The sequence below is a fragment of the Mesorhizobium marinum genome (genome assembly GCF_040813675.1).
In the GTDB taxonomy this organism is placed as follows: Bacteria; Pseudomonadota; Alphaproteobacteria; order Rhizobiales; family Rhizobiaceae; genus Mesorhizobium_K; species Mesorhizobium_K marinum.
Genome location: NZ_JBFOCI010000001.1, coordinates 519,454 through 540,650, shown reverse-complemented (window position 1 = coordinate 540,650; position 21,197 = coordinate 519,454). Strand labels below are relative to the sequence as shown.

General features: G+C 67.1%; 9 protein-coding genes. 2 read left to right on the top strand and 7 right to left on the bottom strand.

Annotation, left to right across the window (positions count from 1 at the left end; translation table 11 throughout):
- Positions 1-204: 204 nt before the first annotated feature.
- Positions 205-1,743, bottom strand: a complete 1,539-nt coding sequence (locus ABUE31_RS02475) for a trimethylamine methyltransferase family protein (protein ID WP_367721912.1) — start codon at positions 1,741-1,743, stop codon at positions 205-207.
- A gap of 224 nt (positions 1,744-1,967) precedes the next feature.
- On the opposite strand from ABUE31_RS02475, the gene ABUE31_RS02470 reads away from it, so the two are divergent.
- Positions 1,968-2,579, top strand: coding sequence for a transglycosylase SLT domain-containing protein (locus tag ABUE31_RS02470; RefSeq protein WP_367721911.1), 612 nt, complete (start codon positions 1,968-1,970; stop codon positions 2,577-2,579).
- 33 nt (positions 2,580-2,612) lie between these two features.
- Here ABUE31_RS02470 and ABUE31_RS02465 read toward each other — a convergent pair whose 3' ends face one another.
- The 6 genes from ABUE31_RS02465 to ABUE31_RS02440 form a co-directional block, all read right to left on the bottom strand.
- Positions 2,613-5,054 (bottom strand): dipeptide ABC transporter ATP-binding protein, encoded by a 2,442-nt coding sequence (locus tag ABUE31_RS02465; RefSeq protein ID WP_367721910.1) that lies wholly within the window; start codon positions 5,052-5,054, stop codon positions 2,613-2,615.
- A 19-nt stretch (positions 5,055-5,073) separates the two neighbouring features.
- Positions 5,074-6,231, bottom strand: coding sequence for an ABC transporter permease (locus tag ABUE31_RS02460; protein ID WP_367721909.1), 1,158 nt, complete (start codon positions 6,229-6,231; stop codon positions 5,074-5,076).
- 12 nt (positions 6,232-6,243) lie between these two features.
- Positions 6,244-7,281 carry an ABC transporter permease gene (locus tag ABUE31_RS02455; protein ID WP_367721908.1) on the bottom strand — a complete coding sequence of 346 codons (1,038 nt, stop codon included), beginning with the start codon at positions 7,279-7,281 and terminating at the stop codon, positions 6,244-6,246.
- Positions 7,282-7,366: 85 nt separating this feature from the next.
- Positions 7,367-9,019, bottom strand: a complete 1,653-nt coding sequence (locus tag ABUE31_RS02450; RefSeq protein WP_367721907.1) for an ABC transporter substrate-binding protein — start codon at positions 9,017-9,019, stop codon at positions 7,367-7,369.
- Positions 9,020-9,354: 335 nt separating this feature from the next.
- The gene (locus ABUE31_RS02445; protein ID WP_367721906.1) at positions 9,355-13,521 is read right to left on the bottom strand and encodes a translocation/assembly module TamB domain-containing protein; all 4,167 of its coding nucleotides are present in this window, start codon (positions 13,519-13,521) and stop codon (positions 9,355-9,357) included.
- A gap of 3 nt (positions 13,522-13,524) precedes the next feature.
- Positions 13,525-15,408: an autotransporter assembly complex protein TamA gene (locus ABUE31_RS02440; RefSeq protein WP_367721905.1), complete on the bottom strand. Its 1,884-nt coding sequence runs from the start codon at positions 15,406-15,408 to the stop codon at positions 13,525-13,527.
- Positions 15,409-15,729: 321 nt separating this feature from the next.
- On the opposite strand from ABUE31_RS02440, the gene ABUE31_RS02435 reads away from it, so the two are divergent.
- A complete protein-coding gene (locus tag ABUE31_RS02435) occupies positions 15,730-21,189 on the top strand; it encodes an alpha-2-macroglobulin family protein (protein WP_367721904.1) in 5,460 nt (1,819 codons plus the stop codon).
- The last annotated feature ends 8 nt before the right edge of the window (positions 21,190-21,197 follow it).

Here is a 21,197-nt window from a genome sequence, read left to right as displayed (position 1 = left end):
TCCTGCTCAGGTTGGGCGGTATTGGTGAGGAGTAGCGATCCTTCGCGCCCCCCTCTGGCCTGCCGGCCATCTCCCCCTCGAGGGGGGAGATCAGACGGCCGCTTTGTTTTCGCCAATCTCCTGCGCTGCAGGAAGAACGACGAAGCTGCCAGTCTCCCCCGAAGAGGGAGGCGCCGTTGAGAATTGTCGCCGCTAGCGAACCCATCACGGTTCCCCGCTCCCGATTTCCTCGCGGCGCCTTGCGACATAGGCTTCGAGCTCTTCGCGGATGGCCGGGTCCATAGGCGGCTGGACATATTCGTCCAGCGCCTTCTTCCAGAGACGCGTCGCACGCTGCGTGGCGTCCAGTCCGCCGGCCTCCTGCCAGGCCTCGTAATTCTGCCAGTTGGACAGCATCGGCTGGTAGAAGGCGGTGGAATAGCGCTCCAGCGTGTGCGGCTCGCCGAAGAAGTGGCCGCCAGTCGGCACGCGGCCTAGTGCGTCGAGCGCGAGCTCGCTTTCATTGACCTCGATCGGCTTCAGGAACTCCATCATGTGCTGGATCATCTCGACGTCGATGATGAGCTTTTCAAAGCTTGCCGTCAGCCCGCCCTCCTGCCAGCCGGCGGCGTGGTAGACGAGATTGCCGTGGCCGAGGATGGCGCCCCACAGCGCCATCATCGTCTCGTAGGCGCCCTGCGCGTCGGCGACGTTGGAAGCCGAGCCGGGCGTCGTGCGGTAGGGAAGATTGTAGCGCCGCGCGAGCTGACCGGACGCTATGTTGGCCCTGGTGTTTTCCGGCGTGCCGAAGGCCGGCGCGCCCGAGCGCATGTCGACGTTCGAGGTGAACGCGCCGTACATCACCGGAGCGCCCGGCCGCACGAGCTGCGCCAGCACGACGCCGAACAGCGCCTCGGCATTCTGCTGCGCCAGCGCGCCGGCGAGCGTGACGGGGCTCATCGCGCCCATCAGCGTGAACGGCGTCACCGCGACCGACTGGCCGTGCTCCGCCATGGTCATCAGCCCTTCCGACATGGCGTCGTCGAAGCGGCGCGGCGAGTTGACGGAGATGATGGTGGTGACGCCGGGATCGGCGCAGAGCTGCTCGAGCGTCAGGCCGCGCGCAATCGCCATCATGGCGATGCCGTCGAGCGCCCTGCCCCGGCCGATCGCCGAAACGTGGAACGCCTTGTCGGTCAGCGTGAGGTTGGCGAAATAGGTATCGAGGTGGCGCGAGTTCGCCGGCAGTTCGATGGGCGCGCAGACCTGGTTGCCGAGCATGTGGATGCAGTTGAAATGCTGCGCCAGGCGGACGAGATCCTGGTAGTCACGAAGATTGCCGGCCCGGCGCCCACGCTCCATGTCGTGCACATTGGGCGGCCCGGCCACCAGCGTGAAGTTGATCGTGTCGCCGCCGAGATGGATTTTTCGCTCGGGATTGCGCGGGGTGAGCGTGTAGGCCGGCGGCGCGGTCCTCAGCGCCTCGGCAACCAGCCCCCGGTCGAGCCGCACCGTCTGCGTCGCATGGTCGACGGCGGCGCCGGCTTTTTCCAACAGCGCCAGCGCGCGCGCGCTCATCGCCTCGATGCCGAGATTCTCCAGGATGTGCATCGAGGCCTCGTGGATCGCCTCGACCTGGTCGGCCGAAAGCAGCGCCATCGGCGGATAGGGACTGCGCACGCGCCGGGCCGACAGTTGCGGGATCGCCGGCGACCCCTTGGCTGCGGCGCGCTCGCTGCTTCGGCGGCGTCGGTGCTCGTTCATGCCGCTATTACAGGCGGCGATGCGCCGCCGCGACTATCAGAAAACCGCCGCATGCGGACGCGATTTTAGCCATGGCGTCACAAATGCCACCCATATAGGACAAAAGCGACTATACAGGTCGCATTCTTGACATGCCCCATTTTCGACACAGGAGTCAGCCAAAGGCCGCACGGTTAACAGATGGTGCAAGATTCCGTTCAGTTTTTGGGGGTAGACCTCAAGACATGCGTACGTCGCATTTTGTTAAAATCGCAGGATTGACGCTGGTCGCCGCATTGGCCGCCGCGCTGCCGGGGCGTTCCGCAGCGCCGCTGGAGATCGACAACGTCTGCGCGGTGTTCAGCCAGAAGGCCGGCTGGTTCGAGGACTGGCAGCAGGCCGCCGAGGAGACCCAGCGCGAGCGCGGGGTGCCGGTGCCGGTGCTGATGGCGACGCTGCGCAAGGAATCGGCCTTCCAGCACGACGCCAAGCCGCCGCGCACCTTCCTGCTCGGCTTCATCCCGTGGAAGCGGGTTTCCTCCGCCTACGGCTACTCCCAGGCGCTCGACGGCACCTGGGCGCAGTACCAGAAGGAAACCGGCAACGCCTCGGCCAAGCGGACGAACTTCAAGGACGCCGTGGACTTCGTCGGCTGGTACCACGACAAGACGGCGCGCCAGTTCGGCATCGCCAAGGACGACGCCTACAATCTCTACCTCGCCTACTATTTCGGCTGGACCGGCTACGGCCGCGGCGACTGGAAGGAAAGGCCCGGCCTGCAGGCCTATGCCCGCCAGACCGAAGAGATGGCGCGCGACTACGCCGCCCAGTTGAAGACCTGCGGCCAGCAGGTCTGACCCAGCCGCCCCTCGCCGGCCGGCGGGGGCGCCTCAGGTCCTGTCCTTCTTCGCCTGTTCCTCGTTTTCGTCCTCGGTCGGCTCGAACGCCGAGGGCACATCCTCGTCCTCGCTCTGGCGTCCCTCGCCCACCGTCCGCGGCGTGAGCGGCGCAAGGCCGGAATGATCGTCGGCCGCATGCGGCTCGGAGTCTTCGTCGTGGCGCTCGTGGCGGCGCGCACGCGCGGTGGCTTCGGCCTCCTCTGCGTCGTCACCGATCTCGCCGGCGGCGAACGTGGCGTTCTTGCCGTGCGGCCGCTGTGGCGGTTCGCCCACGAAGCCCGGGCCGGCGCCATGCGGCGCATCCTCCGGCACGCCTTCATGCGCGGCGTGCTCGGCGTCGAACTTGATGACCTGTTCCATCTTCGCCAGCACGTCGTCGGCCAGCCAGCAGAGGCTCTTGTGGCCGTCGCCCAGATCCTTGACCGGCGGAACCTTCGTCTCGCAGAGATTGTCCGCAACCAGGTGCTTGTAGCCGCAGCGCGTCTGGAAGGGGCAGCCGGTCGGCGGGTTCATCGCCGACGGAATGTCGCCCTCGAGCACGATGTGCTTCTTGACGACGCTGGTATCGGCGATCGGGATCGCGGAAAGAAGGGCCTCCGTGTAGGGGTGATAGGGAGGCGAGAAGATCTGGTCGGTGGTGCCCTGCTCGACGATATAGCCGAGATACATCACGATCACGCGGTCGGCGATGTAGCGCACGACGCTGAGGTCGTGGCTGATGAACAGCATGGTCGTCTTGTTCTTGCGCTGGATGTCCATCAGGAGTTCGGTCACCGCCGCCTGCACGGAAACGTCGAGCGCCGACACCGGCTCGTCGGCGACGACGACCTTGGCCGAGCCCGCGAAGGCGCGCGCGACGCCGATGCGCTGCTTCTGGCCGCCTGAGAGCTGGCGCGGCATGCGCTCGGCGAAGGCGCGCGGCAGCTTGACGAGGTCGAGCAGTTCCAGCATGCGCTTGCGGCGATCGGCGGGCGTCTTGCCGACCTTGAATTTCTCAAGCGTCCGGACGATCTGCGAGCCGACCGAATGGCTGGGGTTCAGCGTGTCGAACGGATTCTGGAACACCATCTGGATCGCCGACACGGTCTGCACGTCGCGTTCCTCGATCCCGGTCGACTGGATGTCCTTGTTGCCGAGGCTCACCGTGCCTGACGATGCCGTCTCCAGCCCGAGCAGGACCTTTGCGAGGGTCGACTTGCCGCAGCCGGATTCGCCGACGATCGCCACCGTCTCGCTTTCGCGCGCGACGAAGCTGATGGTCTCGTTCGCCTTGACCGTGCGCGGCTCGGCGCCGCCGAAGATCTCGTTCGCCGATACCTTGTAGTATTTCCTGAGGTCATCGACCTCGAGCATCGGTTGGCCCGGCTTGACCGGTTCCTTCGCCGTGTCGGCGCCTTCCGGCAGCGCCTCCCAGTCGATCTCGTTGAACCGCACGCAGCGCGAAAAATGGTTGTCGTGGCCATCGACCGGGATCATCGGGATCTCGGCCGCGTTGCAGACCCCTTCCACGAAATGGTGGCAGCGCGGGCCGAAATTGCAGCCCTTCGGCCGCTCATGCGGCAGCGGCAGTTGGCCGGGAATGGCGACCAGCGGACGCGAATTCTTGTCGGCGCCGGGCAGCGGGATCGAGCGGAAGAGCCCCTGCGTATAGGGGTGGCGCATGCGGTCGAACACGTCGCGGATGTTGCCGGTCTCCACCGCCTCGCCGGAGTACATGACGGTGATGCGGTCGCACGTCTCCAGGATGAGCCCCAGATTGTGCGATACGAAGATCATCGACGTGCCGTATTCCTTACCAAGGCCCTTGACCAGTTGGACGATGCCGGCCTCGACCGTCACGTCGAGCGCCGTCGTCGGCTCGTCAAGCAACAGCAGCGCGGGCTTCGAAAGCAGCGCCATGGCGATGACGATGCGCTGCTGCTGTCCGCCGGAGAGCTGGTGCGGGTAGGAGCGCATCATGCGCTCGGGGTCCGGCAGCTTGACCGCGCGCACCGTCTCCAGCGCGCGCCTGTAGGCCTCCTCCTTCGACACCTTGTCGTGCAGGATCGGCACTTCCATCAGCTGCTGGCCGATCTTCATCGCCGGATTGAGCGATGCCATCGGCTCCTGGTAGATCATGGCGATCTCGTTGCCGCGGACGGAGCGCAGTTCCTCCTCGCTCATGTCGCCCATGTCGCGACCCTTGAACTTGATCCGGCCGCCGACGATCTTCCCGACATTCGAGAGGTCGCGCATGATGCCGAGCGAGACCGTCGACTTGCCGCAGCCGGATTCGCCGACGATGCCCATCGCCTCGCCGGGCATCACCTTGCACGAAAAGTCCATCACCGCGGGAATCTCGCCGCGCCGCGTGAAGAACGAGATGGACACGTTCTCGATGTCGATGATCGGTTCTGCGTCGTCGATGTTCGTGGCCTTGACCGCTTCGTTCATCGTCAGGTTCCCCGAATGATCAGTCTTTCATCGATTGCTCGCGCAGCGCGTCGGCAAGCAGGTTGAGGCCGAGCACGAAGCTCATCAGCGCAATCGTCGGCGGCAGGGCCGGGTGGATGAAGGAGCGCAGCAGACGGCTGGCATCCTTGATGGCCGTGCCCCAGTCCGGGCTTTCCGGCGCCAGCCCGAGGCCGAAATAGCCGAGCGTGCCGAGCAGGATGGTGGTGTAGCCGATGCGCAGGCAGGCATCGACGATCAGCGGGCCGCGCGCGTTGGGCAGGATCTCCCACAGCATGATGTACCAGGGGCTCTCGCCGCGCGTCTGGGCGGCCGCAACGTAGTCGCGCGTCTTGATGTCCATCACCAGCCCGCGGACGATGCGGAAGACGCCGGGGCTCGACGCGAAGACAACGGCGATGAAGATGTTGAGCTGGTTGGGCTTTATCGAGACGATGCCGAGCGGGTCGGCGTCGAAGACGAGGCCGATATAGACCCAGCCGCCGATCACGATGGTCAGCCCGAGCAGCAGGTACAGCCGGTCCGGCCGTTCCTTGAACCGCGTCCAGAACAGCGTGACGAAGAAGATGATCGGAAACAGGAAGAACAAGCCCGCCAGCGCGTAGGGAATGGGAGTTTCCATGATCCCCGGCGTCACCAGCAGGTAGAACAGCAGGATGACCGGGAACGCCAGGACGAGATTGGCGAGGAACGACAGGATCGAGTCGATGCGTCCGCCGTAGTAGCCGGCCGGCAGGCCGAGCGTGATGCCGACCATCAGCGCGAAGGCGGTCGCCGCCGGCGCGATGATCAGCACGATCTGGCTGCCGTAGACCATGCGCGAGAAGACGTCGCGCGCCAGCTTGTCGCCGCCGAAGAGGTAGACGTGCTGCGAGGCCGGCTCGATGGCGCCCGGCATCGCGTCCTTCATGACGGCGATCTGGCCGAGCGGGTCAAACGGCGAGATCGTGGAGGCGAAGATCGCGGTGAACAGCCAGAAGGTGCAGATGGCGACGCCGGCGATGCCGACGCCGGTGTCGAAGAGCTGGCCGTAGAGGCCGAGTTGCTTCTTGTAGACGAAGCTCGCGCCGAGCACGACCGCGAGCGCGATCCAGACCGGCCAGAAGCGGGCGATAACCCCGAGCACGATCTGGAAGCTGCCGATGTATTCCAACGCCATCCCCGGCTTCCCCTATTGAACCCTGATGCGTGGATTGAGATAGGCGTAGCCGATGTCGGAGATGAGCTGCGTCATCAAGACGATGAGCACCGATACCAGCGAGCACCCGAGCAGGAGGTCGATGTCGTTGTTTCCGGCGGCCTCGACGAGCGTGAAGCCGAACCCCTGGTAGCGGAACATCGTCTCGACGATCACCACGCCGGTGAGCAGCCACGGGAACTGCAGCATGATCACCGTGAACGGCGCGATCAGCGCGTTGCGAAGCGCATGCTTGATGACGACGCTGGAGAAGCTCAGTCCCTTGAGCCGCGCCGTGCGGATGTATTGCTGCGTCATCACCTCGACCATCGAGGCGCGCGTCATTCGGGCGATGTAGCCGATGCCGTAGATGGCCATCGTCATGACCGGCAGCGTGAAGTTGTAGAAGGTCAGCCCCTGCGACGTCGCCGACGCGGCGGAACCGTTGAGCCAGCCGAGCCACGAGGCGAAGATGACCGTGAAGATGACGCCCGACACATATTCGGGCGTCGCCGTCGTGGCGATGGAGGCGACCGAGAGCGACCGGTCCGTTCGCGTGCCCTCCCGCATGCCGGCGAGAATGCCGATCAGGAGCGATATGGGCACCATCGTCGCCATCACCCAGAACATCAGCTTGCCGGTCGCGGCCAGCGCCGGAAACAGCTTCGAGGCAACCGTCGTCTTGAACTTGGTCGAGCAGCCGAAATCGCCCTGCAGGATGCCGCCGTAATACGGCTCCGACGGTTCGTTGCAGTAGCTGAAGCGCGGCACCGTCTTGCCGGTCTCTGGGTCGATGTTCGGCTGTTTCTGGACGACGCCGAGCCATTGCCCGTAGCGGACGAAGAAGTTCTGGCGGTAGCCGTTCCTCGTCAGCCAGCTCTCGATGTGTTCGTCGGACGAGCGCATGTCGAGCTGGCTGATCGCCAGCTTGCGCAGGTTCGGCTCGAGATTGATCATGAAGAACACGACGATCGTCAGGCAGAGCATGGTCAGAACCATGGTCCCAAGACGCCGCGCTATGAATGCGAGCATGTTAGCCCCCTGCCGGTTGGTTGGGGTTTAGATGCGTCTAGTCGAACCGGAGAGGGGCTTTCGGCCCCTCCCCGCTTCAGGTCGATCAAGCTTCGTCGAGCCAAACCTTGCCGAAGTCGTGCTCGAAGGTGGGATGCATGGAGTGGTTCTTCACCGCCGGCATCGAGTGATTGTAGAGCTTGCGCCAGTAGGGCTGGATGATGATGCCCGAGCTCTGCAGGATGGTCTCGATCTTCTCCATGACCACCTTGCGCTTCTCGGCATCGGCGATGGAAAGCGCCTCGCCGATGGCGGCGTCGAGTTCCGGATTCGAGTAGGCCGCCTCGTTCCAGGCTTCGCCGGTGCGGTAGGCGATCGCCACCACCTGGACGCCGAGCGGGCGCATGTTCCAGTTGGTCATCGAGTACGGGTACTTCGTCCAGTCGTTCCAGAAGGTCGAGCCCGGCAGGACCGTGCGCTTCACCTTGATGCCGGCGTCGCGCAGCTGCGCGGCGATGGCGTCGCCGGTGTTCTTGTGCCAGTCCTCGTCGACGGTGATCAGGTCGTGCTCGAAGTCGGCCTGCCCGGCCTCCGCCATCAGGGCCTTGGCCTTCTCCGGATCGCGGGCGATCTTCGGCAGCGCGACATATTCCGGATGGATCGGCGCGACGTGGTGGTTCTCGGCCGGCTCGCCGGCATTGCCGTAGCCGAGCTGCAGGACGACCGCGTTGTCGACGGCGAACTGGAGCGCGTTGCGCACCTTCTGGTCGTCATACGGCTTGTTGGTGACGTTGGTGCGGGCGACGATCGTCGAGGCGGTGACCGCTTCGGAGGTGATCGCGCCGACGCCTTCGAGGATCGTCACGTAGTCGGCCGACGTCTCGTGGTTGGTGTGGACCTCGCCGGCCTCGTAGGCCGACACCATCGCCGACGGGTCGGTGCCGTAGTCGATGAACTCGACGCCGTCGAGATAGACCTCGCCGTTCCACCAGGCGCCGTTCTCGCGACGCTTGAAGACCGCCTTCTGGCCGACATCGTAGGAAACCAGCTCGAAGGGACCGGTGCCGATCGGGTTCTGCACGAAGTTGGCGCCGGTCTCGTCGAAGGACCGGTGCACGATGAGAGCCGGATAGTCGCACAGGCTTGGGATCAGCGCGATATCGGGCTTGGTGAGCGAGATCTTGACGGTGTTGTCGTCGACCTTGGTAACGGCGCCGTCGCGGATCTTGCCGCTGGCTTCGTCGACGATGGTGCCGAGGCGGCCGGGCATCGAGTTGCCTTCGGCGCTCTTGTCGGCCCAGCGCGTGAAGTTGAAGATCACGTCATCGGCGTTGAAGGTGTCGCCGTTGTTCCAGGCCACGCCCTGGCGCAGATGCAGCGTGTATTCGGTGGCGTCGTCGTTCACGTCCCAGCTCTCGATGAGGTAGGGCTGGAAGGTGTATTCCTTGGTGTATTTCACCAGCGGCTCGATGACCTGGCGCTCGGCGTTGGCGATCTCGGACCAGTCGGCGGTGCGCGGATCCTTGGGGTCCTTGACCCACATGGCGACCTTCAGAATGCCGCCCTTCTTGGGCTCCTGAGCCATCGCCGGCGTCGGCGCGGCAAGGCCGATCATCCCGTATGCCATCGCCGTCGTGGCGCCGAAGACACTGGCCATCGCCAGGAACTCGCGCCTGTCGACATTGCCCGCCTTGACGCCTTCGGCCATCTTGCGGATGTGATCTGGGACGCGATCTCCGTTACTCTTATAAAGTGACATGACGAACTCCCATTGTTGGCTTTCCGCCGATTACAATTCCGCATCGCGCCGGTGTTGTCAAAAATGCGGCGGACGGGAACCCGGGAGGAAATGTGCACCGTGGAGGGGGAGGTCGGTATGCGCGAATGCGACACTCTTGACGCAAAAATAGTAGTGCGCTGCGGATTCGACAAAATCCGCCAACCGAATTTCACGATGGCGCAGCGACATGAGGTCGCCTAGCGCCAGAGGCGGTCCGAGATGGTGCCACGCGCGCCTCCAGCCCCCGCCGTGCAAGGGCTCGTCCTGTCAACCCCAAAGATAGTGTGGAAAGATCGGCCGCGAGGCCTTCCGGATCAGTATTCGCGTTCGAAGAAGATGCCGCCCTTGGCTTCGCCGCTGTCGTTTGCCTCGCCGCGAAGCTTGACGCCGCGACCGACGTCGAGGTCGATCCTCGCCTTTCCCGACCCGGCCTTGCCGCCCTTCTCGAGCGAGAAATAAGTACGGTCGTTCAGGTACTTGCCGGCCGCCACCGAGGTGCTGCCGTCGTCGTTGGTCCTGACGTCGAGATCATCGACGCCGAGCTTGTTGCGCAGCGACTGGAGCAGCGAGGAACTGCCGCCGCCTCCCGCGAGCGAGGCCGCAGCGTCGGCAAGCTGCGCGATCTGCAGCGGCGAAAGGTTGGACAGCGAGCGACCGAAGATGAGCCGTGCGAGCACTTCGTCCTGCGGCAGCGCGGGAACCGACGAGAAGTCGAATCTCGGATTGTCCGCCGGCCCGCTGACCGTGACTGTCACGGTCGTGTCGCCGACATCGGAGGTGGCGGCGAGGTCCAGATTGGGGACCAGGGAACCGGCGAAATTGATGTTGCCGTGCGTGAAGGTGAGCCGCCGCGCGAGAATCGACAGGCGCCCGCGCCGAAGCGTGAACTGCCCGATCGCCTGCGGCGCGGCGGTCGAGCCCGTCAGCCGCAGGCTGCCGCCGAGCTCCGCGTCCAGGCCACGGCCGGTGACGAAGATGCGGTTGTTGGAATTGACGGTGAGGTCGAGGATCAGCGCGCCCGAACCGCCGCCCGATGCGCCGGACGGCGCAAGCGCCTCGGCCTGCGTCCGCACGGCAGCCGGCGCGTTCTTGTGCTTGACGTCGAGCTCGGCCAGCGAACCGGGCAGCCGGTCGGGCACGGTGATCACCGTCTTCTCGAGGTTGACCGTCCCCGAGAGCGTGGGCTGGGACACGAGCGGCCCCTTGATGGCGAGGTCGCCGTTCATCGTCGTGGTGACGACGCGCCCGTCGGTGTAGCGCCCGTTGCTGATCCTGACGGCGATGTCGGCCGGGAAGCCGGTGGCGGGATCGACGCCGACGGTGCCCGATCCCGAAACGCTGCCGCCGGTCGACAGGTTGCCGGTCAGGGTGCGGATCGTCGCCACGCCGTTGGCTATCGAGACGTCGGCGCGGATGTCGTTGATCGCGATGCCAGAGGCTGCCGCAACGAACCGCGCGCCAGACGTCCTCAGCGAACCGCCGATGACAGGCGAGGCGGTCGTGCCGCGAACCGACAACTCGACGGTGGACGCGCCGCTGAGCGAAAGGCCCGAAGCCGCCAGCTTCGACGAGAGGAACGCAAAGGGCACCCCGCCCGAAAAATCGAGGGAAAGGGCGCGCGAGCCGGTATCGACTGAACCGCCGCCCTTGAGCGTCAGGCCGGCTCCGTCGGCGGCGCTGGCCTGGAAACTGAGCCTGCCGCCGGCGAAGTCGCCGCTGGAGGCGATGCTGAACCCGCCGAAGCCGGCCCCGCGCGTCTGCGCGGTCTGCGCGCCCTTCCAGTCGATCGCGTAGCCGACCGCCGGACTGGCGGCCGCGCCGCTGACCGTTGCCGTACCAGAGATCGTGCCGGCGGCATCGAGGCCCGGTGCGAACCTGTTGGCGACGGAAGCCGGCACCGCAGTGAGCCTGGCCGTCAGGTTGAGCGTCGATCCCGCCGTTCCCGAGACGACCGCGGTGCCCCCGCCGATGTCGACGGCGACCTTGTCGAGGGTCGTGGTGCCGTCGGAGATCTCGACCCGCGACGTCCCGGCGAGCCTTGCCTCGACGCCGCGCATGGTCGCCTGCCCGGACGCAAGCTCGATGACTGTCCGGCCATTTGCGACCTGGACGCGGCCGGAAGCGCGCGCCGGGATGTCCGAAACCGTCGCGCCGCCGTCAAAACCCGTCCAGCCGTCCTGCCGGGACAGCCTGACGTCGATGCCCTTTATCTCCGTCGAGCCCGAGGTAACGGTCGCCGCCTGCACCCTGCCCGCCACCTGCGGCGCGGCCACATAGTCGCTGACCGTGGCGTCGATCGCCACGCCGGAAGCCGTCAGGTCGCCGCGTGCCAGCGAGTTGGTGGTGGCCGCGACCGCGAGCTCTGGCTTGCCGTCCCGATCGGTAAAGTCGATCGTGCCGTTCAGATCGCCCTTGACGGTCTCGAGCGCCAGCGCGGCGAGCGCGCCGACGTCCGGGAGCCGGAAGTCGACGCTGCCGAGCGGCAGGAAGTTTTCGTCGAGGACGAGGTCGCCGGCGATGCGGTTCTCCCCGAGCGACAGGGTAAGCCCCCTCACCTCACGCTTGCCGCCGGTGGTCGACAGCTTGGCCTCGCCGTCGAGCCGGTCGCCGCCGACCGTGCCCGACAGGCGGACGTCGGCGGCCGGGTTGTCGATGTCGGCCTTGCCGCTGGCATCGAGACGCAACCCCAGAATCTCGCGGCCCGCGGCTTCGATCCGGTCGCTGGTCACGGTCAGGCCGACGTCGGGCTTCTGCAGGGCGCCCTTCGCGGTCACGGCGAGATCGACGGCGCCGCTGGCGCCGGGAGCCAGGAGCCCGACATCGCCAAGCCGTCCCGAGATGTCCGCGTCGATCTCCTCGTTGGCGGTGCGAACGCGGCCTGACGCCGACAATTCTCCCGACGCGATGGAGAACGGATCGGCCGAGACCTGTCCCTCGTGATCGCGCGATATGTCGGCGTCGAGCCGCACCCGCTCCGCCAGCGCCGGCCGCACGGCGGACGGCAGTGCCGACGACGCGACATCGGCATTGATCTTCAACGTGACCGAGCCGTCGGCGAGCGAGACGTCGCCCGAGAATTTCCCCGCGAGCGCATCGCTGCCGAGGTTGCCATCGGTGACGGTAAGATGGTCGGTGGACAGCACCCCCGCCAGGCCCGCGCTGATCTTGCCTGCCACCAGCGGCGCGACCGTCGGGTTGTCGATGACGAGCGCCGAGGCGGTGGCGGTTCCGGTCACAGGGCCGGTCCTGGCCTGGATATTGAAGGCGTCCGAGTGCAGTTCTAGGGCGAGATTCCTGAGTTCGGCGCTGTCGGTCGCGACCCGGGGCAGCACAGCTGCGATATCGAGGTTCGGCTCGCGACCATCGCCCAGCGCCCGCACCGAGGCGCGGCTCACGTCGATGTCGATCGGGCTCTCCTCTGTTCCGAAGGAGAGACGAACGCCGCCGCCGGTCGCCTCGATCTGCACGGCGAAATCGCTGGCGCCGAGCGGGTCAAGGCTGCCTGACGCCGTCGCCGTCATCGCCGCGCTGTCGATGCGCGCACGCTCGATGTCGACGCCGCCGCCGGCCGTCAGCAGGCCGGCCAGGTCGAAGCTCGCCTTGCCGGCCAGCAGCGGACGCAGGGTCTCGGGCAGGAAGCGCTCGAATTCGCCCTCGCCGGTGGCCTCGACGGCACTGCCCCTGTCGGTGAACTGGTGCCTCGCATCGACCCGGGTGACGACCGCGCCGTCCACCGCGAATGTGCCGCTGCCCGACCAGTCGGCCGCCGGCCCGCTGCCCGCGACCTCGATCGCGACGGCAGGTTCGCCCGGCAGTTTCAGCAGGTTGGCGATGATGCCGCCGCCGGGCTCGGCGGCGCGCACGTCGATGTCCAGGCGGTTGTCCCCGGGCGCGAAGTCGATTTTGGCGTCGATGCTGCCGGCGCGGCCGTCGCTGCGCGCAACGTTGAGCTGGGCGACGACCTGGAGCGGCGACGTGCCGGCGCTGGCCGAACCGCTCGCGGAAACCGAGGCAACGCCGCCAGCGAGCGCCGGCCCGAGGGCGACGTCGGGCAGGTCGATCTTCTTGATGTCGACCGCCACCGGCAGCGAGAAGGACCCCTGCTCCTCCTTCGGCTTGCTCGCCGGCAGGGGCGCGCGCGCCACCTCGATGCGCTCGACGTGGACGCGATCGGCGACGAACGTCGCGGCAAGGAGCTTCAGCGGCGACCAGTCGACGGCGACGTTGCGCGCCACGAACCACGGCCCCTGCCTGTCCCCCAGAACGACGCTCGCCACCGTCAGTTCACCGGACCAGATGCCGTCGATGCCCGCGACCTTGACGGTCTGGCCCGGCGACGATGCGAAATCGGAGATGAGCCCGGCCAGATTGTCCCTGCCGCGCTCGGTCAGCGTAAGCACCGCGAGCGCGCCCACGACGAGCGCCAGCGCCGCATAGATCCCATAGCGGAGAAGACGCAGGACGAGCTTGACCAGTCGCATCGGTCAGAACGCCTGCCCGATGCCGGCATAGATCGCGAAATCCGGGTCGCCCGGCCGCGGATTGACCGGGACGGCGGCGTCGATCCGCAGCGGGCCAAACGGCGTGAGATAGCGCAAGCCCACGCCGGCGCCGACCTGGAACCGGGCCGACTGGAGGAACTCGTCCTCCGAAACCGTTCCGGCATCGACGAAGGGCACGATGCCGATCGTCTCGGTGACCTGCACGCGCAGTTCGCCGGACAGCTCCATGTAGGACAGGCCGCCGATCGGATTGTCGTGCGGATCCTTCGGGCCGACGCCCTGGTATTCGTAGCCGCGCACCGATCCGCCGCCGCCGGCGTAGAAGCGCCGGTCAGCCGGAACGTCCTCGACCGACGCACCGACGATCGAGCCGGCGGCGACGCGTCCCGCCACAACCAGGCGCTGCGCATCGCCGAGCGCCTTGTAGGCGGAAAGTTCGCCGCGGAACTTCACGAAGGTCGCACCGGTGAGGAAGTCATGCGCGGGCTCCGCGAAGGCCAGCGCGCGGAAGCCGCGCTTGGGGTTGAGCTTGTCGTCGCGATTGTCGAACACATACTGGCTCGGCAAGCTGGCGATAAGATGGCGCTGGCCATCGGGGTGGTAGTAGTCCTCGACGTCCTCGTATTCGAGCGACGCCTCGACCGACGCGCTCTGCTCGCGGGTGAACTGGTAGGAGACGCCGGCGGCAATCTCGGTCGAGAAGCGGTCGTAGGCGTCCGGGTGCTCGTAGACGGTCCGGAAGCGCGAGAAGAACTTCGAATCGGGGCCAATGACGCCGGGCTTCTCGAACAGGATCGCGGCGTTGTAGTTCAACTTGCCGACATCGGTCAGGTCCTGGTCGCCGATGCGCCCGATGGAGCCCTCGACGCGCAGCGTCTCGGCGCGACCGAAGAGGTTGCGGTGACCCCAGTAGCCCTCGAGGCCGAGCCCCTCGGTCGTCGAAAGCGTGGCGCCGACGCCATAATAGCGCAGCTTGCGCTCGCTGACCTCCACCTCGATCGGGATCTGGCCGGCGGCGTCGAGCCCGTCCCCTTCCTTCACGGTCACGCTCGAGAAGACGCCGAGCGCGAGCAGCCGGTCGCGCGCCTCGTCGAGTTCCTTCGGCGAATAGGTGCGGCCTTCCTTCAACCCGGTGACATAGGCGGTGAAGCCGGGATCCATTGTCTCGGTGCCGGACACCGTCGTCGGCCCGTAGCCGGCGACCGGTCCGGCCGACACGTCAAGCGTCACGTCGAGCGTCGCGGTGTCGTGATCGGCGACGATGTCGCGCCCGGTGACCATCGCAAGCGGCCGGCCCTCCTCCTTGAGGCGGCGAACGATTTCGGCCTGCGCCTTGAGGATCGCGCCAGACCCGGCGTCGCCACCGGGAATGAGGCCGAACTCGGCCGGCATGAGATCGGCAGCGTCGCCCTTCAGCCGGATTTCGCCGAGGGTGAAGACCGCGCCCGGGCTGACCGAGATGGCCACCGGCACCGGTCCCGACCCGAAATCGGCGTCCGGAGGCAGGTCGTCGAGCGACCGGCCGTTGATGCTGATATCGACGACGCCGTCGTAGCGCGCCTTCGCATAGAGCGCGGCGACGAGCTGCTCGCGGTCGGAACGGGCCTTGGCAAGCAGGCCGAGCGACCCGGAAACCGGGCGCTCCGCGTCCTGGACGAGGGACGAGGCGCTGTCGAGCGCCTTCCTGAGGTCCGCGTCGTCGCCCGCGACCGTCAGCGTGACCGAATAATGCAGCGGATCAACGATGTCCTCGTCGTCCTCCTTCGAGCCGAAAAGCTTGAAGCCGAACAGTTCGAAGGCGCCCGCGGCGGGCGCATGCATCGCCACGGCAGCGCCGGCAAAAAGGGAGACGAGCAGCAACCGCATTCCGCGCTCTGCCGCATTCCTACCCTTACTCAAACCAACTGCCGCTGCCATTTCCTCCAGACTAGCCGTGAAACCTAAAATTGAAATGAAGTTTTGCGACGCCGCAAAGCTGCCGTTTTGGACATATCACAAATTGCAGTCGGACCCCGGTCGCTGTTAAACAATTGTTTTGTCGATGTGCGAAACCGCCGGGGGCATAGCATGCCCGCCGTCGTGCGCAAGACGGCATGTGGCGCGGAGGTTCCGGCCACCAGGGGCGCAATGCGGCGGATCTGGCCGGCGCCTCGGCAAGGCAGATCGAGTTGATGGGAGTGATGCGGCATGCACACGCGCGTTCTTTCGTTCCTTGCGGTGGTTTTCCTCGCCTTTGCCGGCCCAGCCGGCGCCGTCGACGGCCGCCAGGTCGTGACATCGGAGAATTCGGACTATTTTGGATTCGATCTGCGGTCCGAGCAGAACGTCACGCTCGACCAGTGCCGCACCTCCTGCCTCGGTGACCGCGAATGCCGCGCATTCACCTACAACACCAAGGCGAAATGGTGTTTCCTGAAGTCGGATTTCGCGACGCTCAAGCCGTTTGCCGGCGCCGTCGCCGGCAAGGTGGTGCCGATCAGCGGCGAGCCCGACATCGGCGCGCCGCCCTCCCTGACCTACTTCCCGTCCTGGATGGCGGATGAAGCAGCCCGGATGCGGGCGCGCCTGACCAACGGCAGCATCGCCGTCGGCGAACAGGGCCTTGCCGGCCTGACCGACGCAGGCGACAGCGCACTGCTGACGGGTGACCCGCGCAGAGCCGCAGAGCGCTTCACCACCGCCGTGGCGACCTCGCCTGACGATACCGCGCTCTGGCTGCGGCTGGCCCGCGCCCTGACCGCGGTTCGCGGCATCAACAATCAGGAAACCGCCAGCCTGAAGAGCGATACGAGTTCCGCCGCCTACAATGCCTACCTTCTGTCGCGAACCGCGCCGTCGCGCGCCGAAGCGCTGGCCGCGATCGCCGTGACGCTCGACAACCGCGATCTTTTCCGTCCCGCGCTGCAGGCCTATGAAGCGAGCCTCGCGCTGGTGAACGCAGCTTCGGTCCGCGCCGAATACGAAGACTTGAAGGCCCGCAAGGGCTTCCGCGTCGTCGAGCACAAGGTCGAGGCCGACAGCGCCTCGCCGCGCGTCTGCGCGCAGTTCTCCGAAGACCTGGTCAAGGCGGGCGTCGACTACGCGCCCTTCGTCACCGTCGACGACCAGCCGGCCAAGAGCATCGAGGCGCAGGGCCGCCAGATCTGCGTGGAAGGGCTGGAGCACGGGCGCCACTACCGCGTCGCCTTCCGCCCCGGCCTGCCGGCGGCGATCGGCGAAGTCCTCGAAAGCCCGGTCCTGCTGTCGATCTACATGCAGGACCGCGCCCCCACCGCGCGCTTTACCGGCGACAGCTTCGTGCTGCCGTCGACCGGTCGGCGCGGCATCCCGGTCGTCACCGTCAACATCGACGTCGCCGACATGAAGCTCTACCGGGTCGGCGACCGCTCGCTGGCGCAGCTTCTCTCGGGCTACCAGTTCCTGCGCCAGCTCGACAGCTACGACCTCGACAGCGTCGCCAGCCAGCTGGGTGCACCGGTCTGGGAAGGCGAACTCGTCATCGACAAGGCGCTGAACGAGGAGACAACGACCAGCTTTCCGGTCGACGAGGCGCTGCCCGACCGCAAGCCCGGCGTCTATGTAATGACCGCCCAGCCTAAGGACGATCGTTCCGATTCCTGGCTGCCGCGCGCCACCCAGTGGTTCGTCGTCTCCGACATCGGCCTGACCACCTATACCGGGCAGGACGGGCTCAACGTGTTTGCCCGGTCGCTCGGCACCGCCAAGCCGATCGCCGACGCCGAACTGACGCTGCTTGCCCGCAACAACGAGGTGCTCGGGACCGCAAGGACCGACGCGGATGGCCGCGCCACGCTCAATCCCGGCCTCACCCGCGGCGAGGGCGGCATGGCCCCAGCCGTGCTGATGGCCTCCGGCGCCGACCAGGATTTCGTCTTCCTCGACATGACCAAGGCGGGCTTCGACCTGTCCGACCGCGGCGTGGCCGGGCGCGCCGCGCCGGGCGCGCTCGACATCTATGCCTGGACCGAGCGCGGCATCTACCGCGTCGGCGAGACCGTGCATGTCGCGGCGCTGGCCCGGGACGATTCGGTCGATGCCGTCGACAATCTGCCGCTCACCTTCGTCTTCACCCGACCGGACGGCGTCGAGGACCGACGGCTGGTCTCGGACGGCGGTTCGTCGGGCGGCCACGCCGTCGATCTCGGCCTGTCGACCGCCGCCATGCGGGGCACATGGTCCGTCGCGATCCACACCGACCCCAAGCAGCCGGCGATCGCCACCCATAGCTTCCTCGTCGAGGACTTCGTTCCGGACCGCATCGAGTTCGACATGACCTCCGACAAGCCGGAGATCGCGCCCGGCGAAACCGCCGAGATCACGGTGGACGGTCGCTTCCTCTATGGAGCGCCTGCCGCTGGTCTCGCCCTGGAAGGCGAACTGACGCTGGGCACGACGCGCGAACGGGACAGCTACAAGGGCTTCTTCTTCGGGCTCGCCGACGAGCAGGACGTGCAGGCCAACCGAACGCCGCTTGCCGGGCTGCCGTTCATCGGCGACGACGGCAAGGCCAACTTCCCCGTCAGCGTCGACCAGGCCCCCTCCACCACCCGCTTCATCAATGCCGCCGTCACGCTTCGCATGCGCGAGGCGGGCGGGCGGGCGGTCGAACGTTCGCTCGACATCGCCGTCAGCCCGACCGCCGACATGATCGGCATCCGCCCGGACTTCGCCGGCGGCGAGGTGCCGCAGGGCGGCAATGCGAAGTTCTCGCTGATCGCGACCGACCCCTCCGGCCAGCGAAAGGCGATACCCGGGGCGCTCTGGAAGCTCGTCAAGCTCGAGCGGAACTACCAGTGGTACCGTTCCGGCAACTACTGGAATTACGAGCCGGTGACCTTCACCAAGGCCGTCGCCAGCGGCACGATCGACATCGCCGCCGACGCCGAGGTGTCGATTTCCCGGCCGGTCGACTGGGGCCGCTACCGGATCGAGGTCGAGACGCCCGATCCGTCCGGTCCCGCGACCAGCTACGAGTTCGACGCCGGCTGGTACGTCGAGACCAGCTCGACCGAAACGCCGGACGGGCTCGAGATCGCCCTGGACAAGGAAAGCTATGCGCCCGGCGAGGTGGCAAAGCTCCAGATTTCGCCGCGCTTCGCCGGCGAACTCCTGGTCGCCATCGGAGCGGAAAAGCTGATCTCGACCATCTCCGCAACGGTGCCCGAGGGCGGCGCGACGATCGACGTCCCGGTCGGCGCCGACTGGGGCGCGGGAGCCTATGTCACGGCGACGCTGTTCCGGCCTGGCGAAGCGCAGGAAACGCGCATGCCGGCGCGCGCGATCGGCGTGAAATGGCTGAAGGTCGATCCCGGTGAACGCCAACTGACCGTCGCCACCGCAGCGCCCGAACAATCGACGCCGCGCTCGACCCTGTCGATCCCGGTCTCGGTGACCGGGGCCGCTCCCGGCGACGACGCCTATGCGATGGTCGCCGCGGTCGATGTCGGCATCCTCAACCTGACGCGCTACCAGGCGCCGGACCCGGAGGCCTGGTTCTTCGGCCAGCGGCAGCTGGGGATAGAGTTGCGCGACCTCTACGGCCGGCTCATCGACGGCTCGCTCGGCGTCGCCGGCCGCATCCGCACCGGCGGCGATGGCGGCGCGGCGCTGACCGCGCAGGGCAGCCCGCCGACCGAAAAGCTGGTCGCCTTCTTCTCCGGCCCGGTCCGCCTCGACATGGACGGCAAGGCGACCGTCGACTTCGACATCCCGCAGTTCAACGGGACGGTACGCATCATGACGGTCGCCTGGACCAAGAAGGCGGTCGGCCACTCGGTTCAGGACGTCGTCGTGCGCGACCCGATCGTCGTCACCGCCGCCCTGCCCCGCTTCATGGCGCCGGGAGACCAGGCCGTGATGCGGCTCGACGTCGCCAACACGGACGGCCCGGACGGCGACTATTCGCTCACCATCGAAGGCAGCGACGTGGTTGTCGGTGCGACACCCGACACGCTGACGCTCGCCGGCGGCAAGCGCGTCACCATGACCGTGCCGCTGGTGGCCGAAACCGCCGGCGACGCCGGCGTCACGATCCGGCTCGCCCATGCGGACGGACTTGCCGTGGAACAGGTGCTGTCGCTGCCGGTCCGTCCGGCCGTGGCGCCCGTCACCACGCGCATGGTCGTCGACCTCGGGCCGAACGGCTCCAGCCTGCGCGTCGACCGCGAACTGCTCGCGGGAAGCCTGCTCGAAGGCGCGACGGTCAGCGTCGGCGTCTCGCAGTCGGCAGCCTTCGACGTGCCCTCGATGCTCATGGCGCTGGACCGCTATCCCTATGGCTGCGCCGAGCAGACGACCAGCCGCGCGCTGCCGCTGCTCTATGTCAGCGAGTTGTCAGCGTCGGTCGGCATGAAGGACGATCCCGAGCTCAAGGAGCGCGTTCAGGGCGCCATCTGGCGCGTGCTGAACTACCAGTCATCGTCGGGAAGCTTCGGCCTGTGGGGGCCGGGCTCCGGCGACCTCTGGCTCGACGCCTATGTCTCGGACTTCCTCACCCGTGCCCGCGAAAAGGGATATGACGTCCCGGCGCAGGCGATGAACCAGGCCCTCGGCAACCTGCAGAACGCTCTGGCCTACGATATCGACCTCGAGGATCGCGGCTCGGAAATCGCCTATGCGCTTTATGTGCTGGCGCGCAACAAGCGCGCGTCGATCGGCGACCTCAGATATTATTCCGACACGCAGATCGAGGCCTTCTCGAGCCCGATGGCGGTGGCGCAGCTGGCCGCGAGCCTCGCCCTCTACGGCGACACGCAGCGGTCGGAAGCCACCTTCGCGGCGGCGCTTCGACTGGCGAAGAACACGCCGGAATACGACTGGTACCGGACCGACTACGGATCGAAGCTGCGCGACGGCGCGGCGATCCTGGCACTTGCCGCCGACAGCCGGCCGGTCTCGTCGGTGGTGCCGGAACTGGTGCGCACCGTTGCCGCGGAACGCAAGGCCACGCGCTGGACCAGCACCCAGGACCAGGCGTGGATGCTGCTCGCCGCCCGCGCGCTCCAGGCCGGCAACGCCGCACTGCAGCTGACGGTCAACGGCGCGCCCTATTCGGGCGCCTTCTCGCGGCAGGTGACGGGCGAAGAACTGCTTGCCCAGCCGATCGTGATCGGCAACGCCGGACCGAGCACCATCCAGGCCGTGGTGACGGCCGTGGCGGCGCCCGAGCAACCGCTGCCGGCCGGCGGCGACGGCTTCACCATCTCGCGAACCTACTATCGCATGGACGGCAGCGAGGCGAACGTGACGGAAGTCACGCAGAACGAGCGCTTCGTGGTCGTGCTGCGCGTCAAGGAGACCAACGACTGGACTTCCCGCGTCGTCATCAGCGACCTCCTGCCGGCCGGCTTCGAGATCGACAACCCGCGTCTCGTGTCGAGCGCGGACCTCGCCAATTTCGGCTGGCTGCCGCGCACCGACGCCGCCCATCTCGAATTCCGCGACGACCGGTTCGTCGCGGCCTTCGATCGCGACGAGGATGTCGGCTCCGACTTCGCGGTGGCCTACGTGGTCCGCGCGGTGACGCCCGGCGTGTTCGCGCACCCGGCGGCAAGCGTCGAGGACATGTACCGGCCGCAATATTCGGCGCGCACGGCGAGCGGCGTGATGGAGGTCAGGGCGCCCTGACCGCCCGG

Bases quoted from the DNA above. Each gene is read 5' to 3' on its own strand.
- ABUE31_RS02475 (WP_367721912.1), bottom strand. From the start codon at position 1,743: ATGAACGAGCACCGACGCCGCCGAAGCAGCGAGCGCGCCGCAGCCAAG.
- ABUE31_RS02470 (WP_367721911.1), top strand. From the start codon at position 1,968: ATGCGTACGTCGCATTTTGTTAAAATCGCAGGATTGACGCTGGTCGCC.
- ABUE31_RS02465 (WP_367721910.1), bottom strand. From the start codon at position 5,054: ATGAACGAAGCGGTCAAGGCCACGAACATCGACGACGCAGAACCGATC.
- ABUE31_RS02460 (WP_367721909.1), bottom strand. From the start codon at position 6,231: ATGGCGTTGGAATACATCGGCAGCTTCCAGATCGTGCTCGGGGTTATC.
- ABUE31_RS02455 (WP_367721908.1), bottom strand. From the start codon at position 7,281: ATGCTCGCATTCATAGCGCGGCGTCTTGGGACCATGGTTCTGACCATG.
- ABUE31_RS02450 (WP_367721907.1), bottom strand. From the start codon at position 9,019: ATGTCACTTTATAAGAGTAACGGAGATCGCGTCCCAGATCACATCCGC.
- ABUE31_RS02445 (WP_367721906.1), bottom strand. From the start codon at position 13,521: ATGCGACTGGTCAAGCTCGTCCTGCGTCTTCTCCGCTATGGGATCTAT.
- ABUE31_RS02440 (WP_367721905.1), bottom strand. From the start codon at position 15,408: ATGCGGTTGCTGCTCGTCTCCCTTTTTGCCGGCGCTGCCGTGGCGATG.
- ABUE31_RS02435 (WP_367721904.1), top strand. From the start codon at position 15,730: ATGCACACGCGCGTTCTTTCGTTCCTTGCGGTGGTTTTCCTCGCCTTT.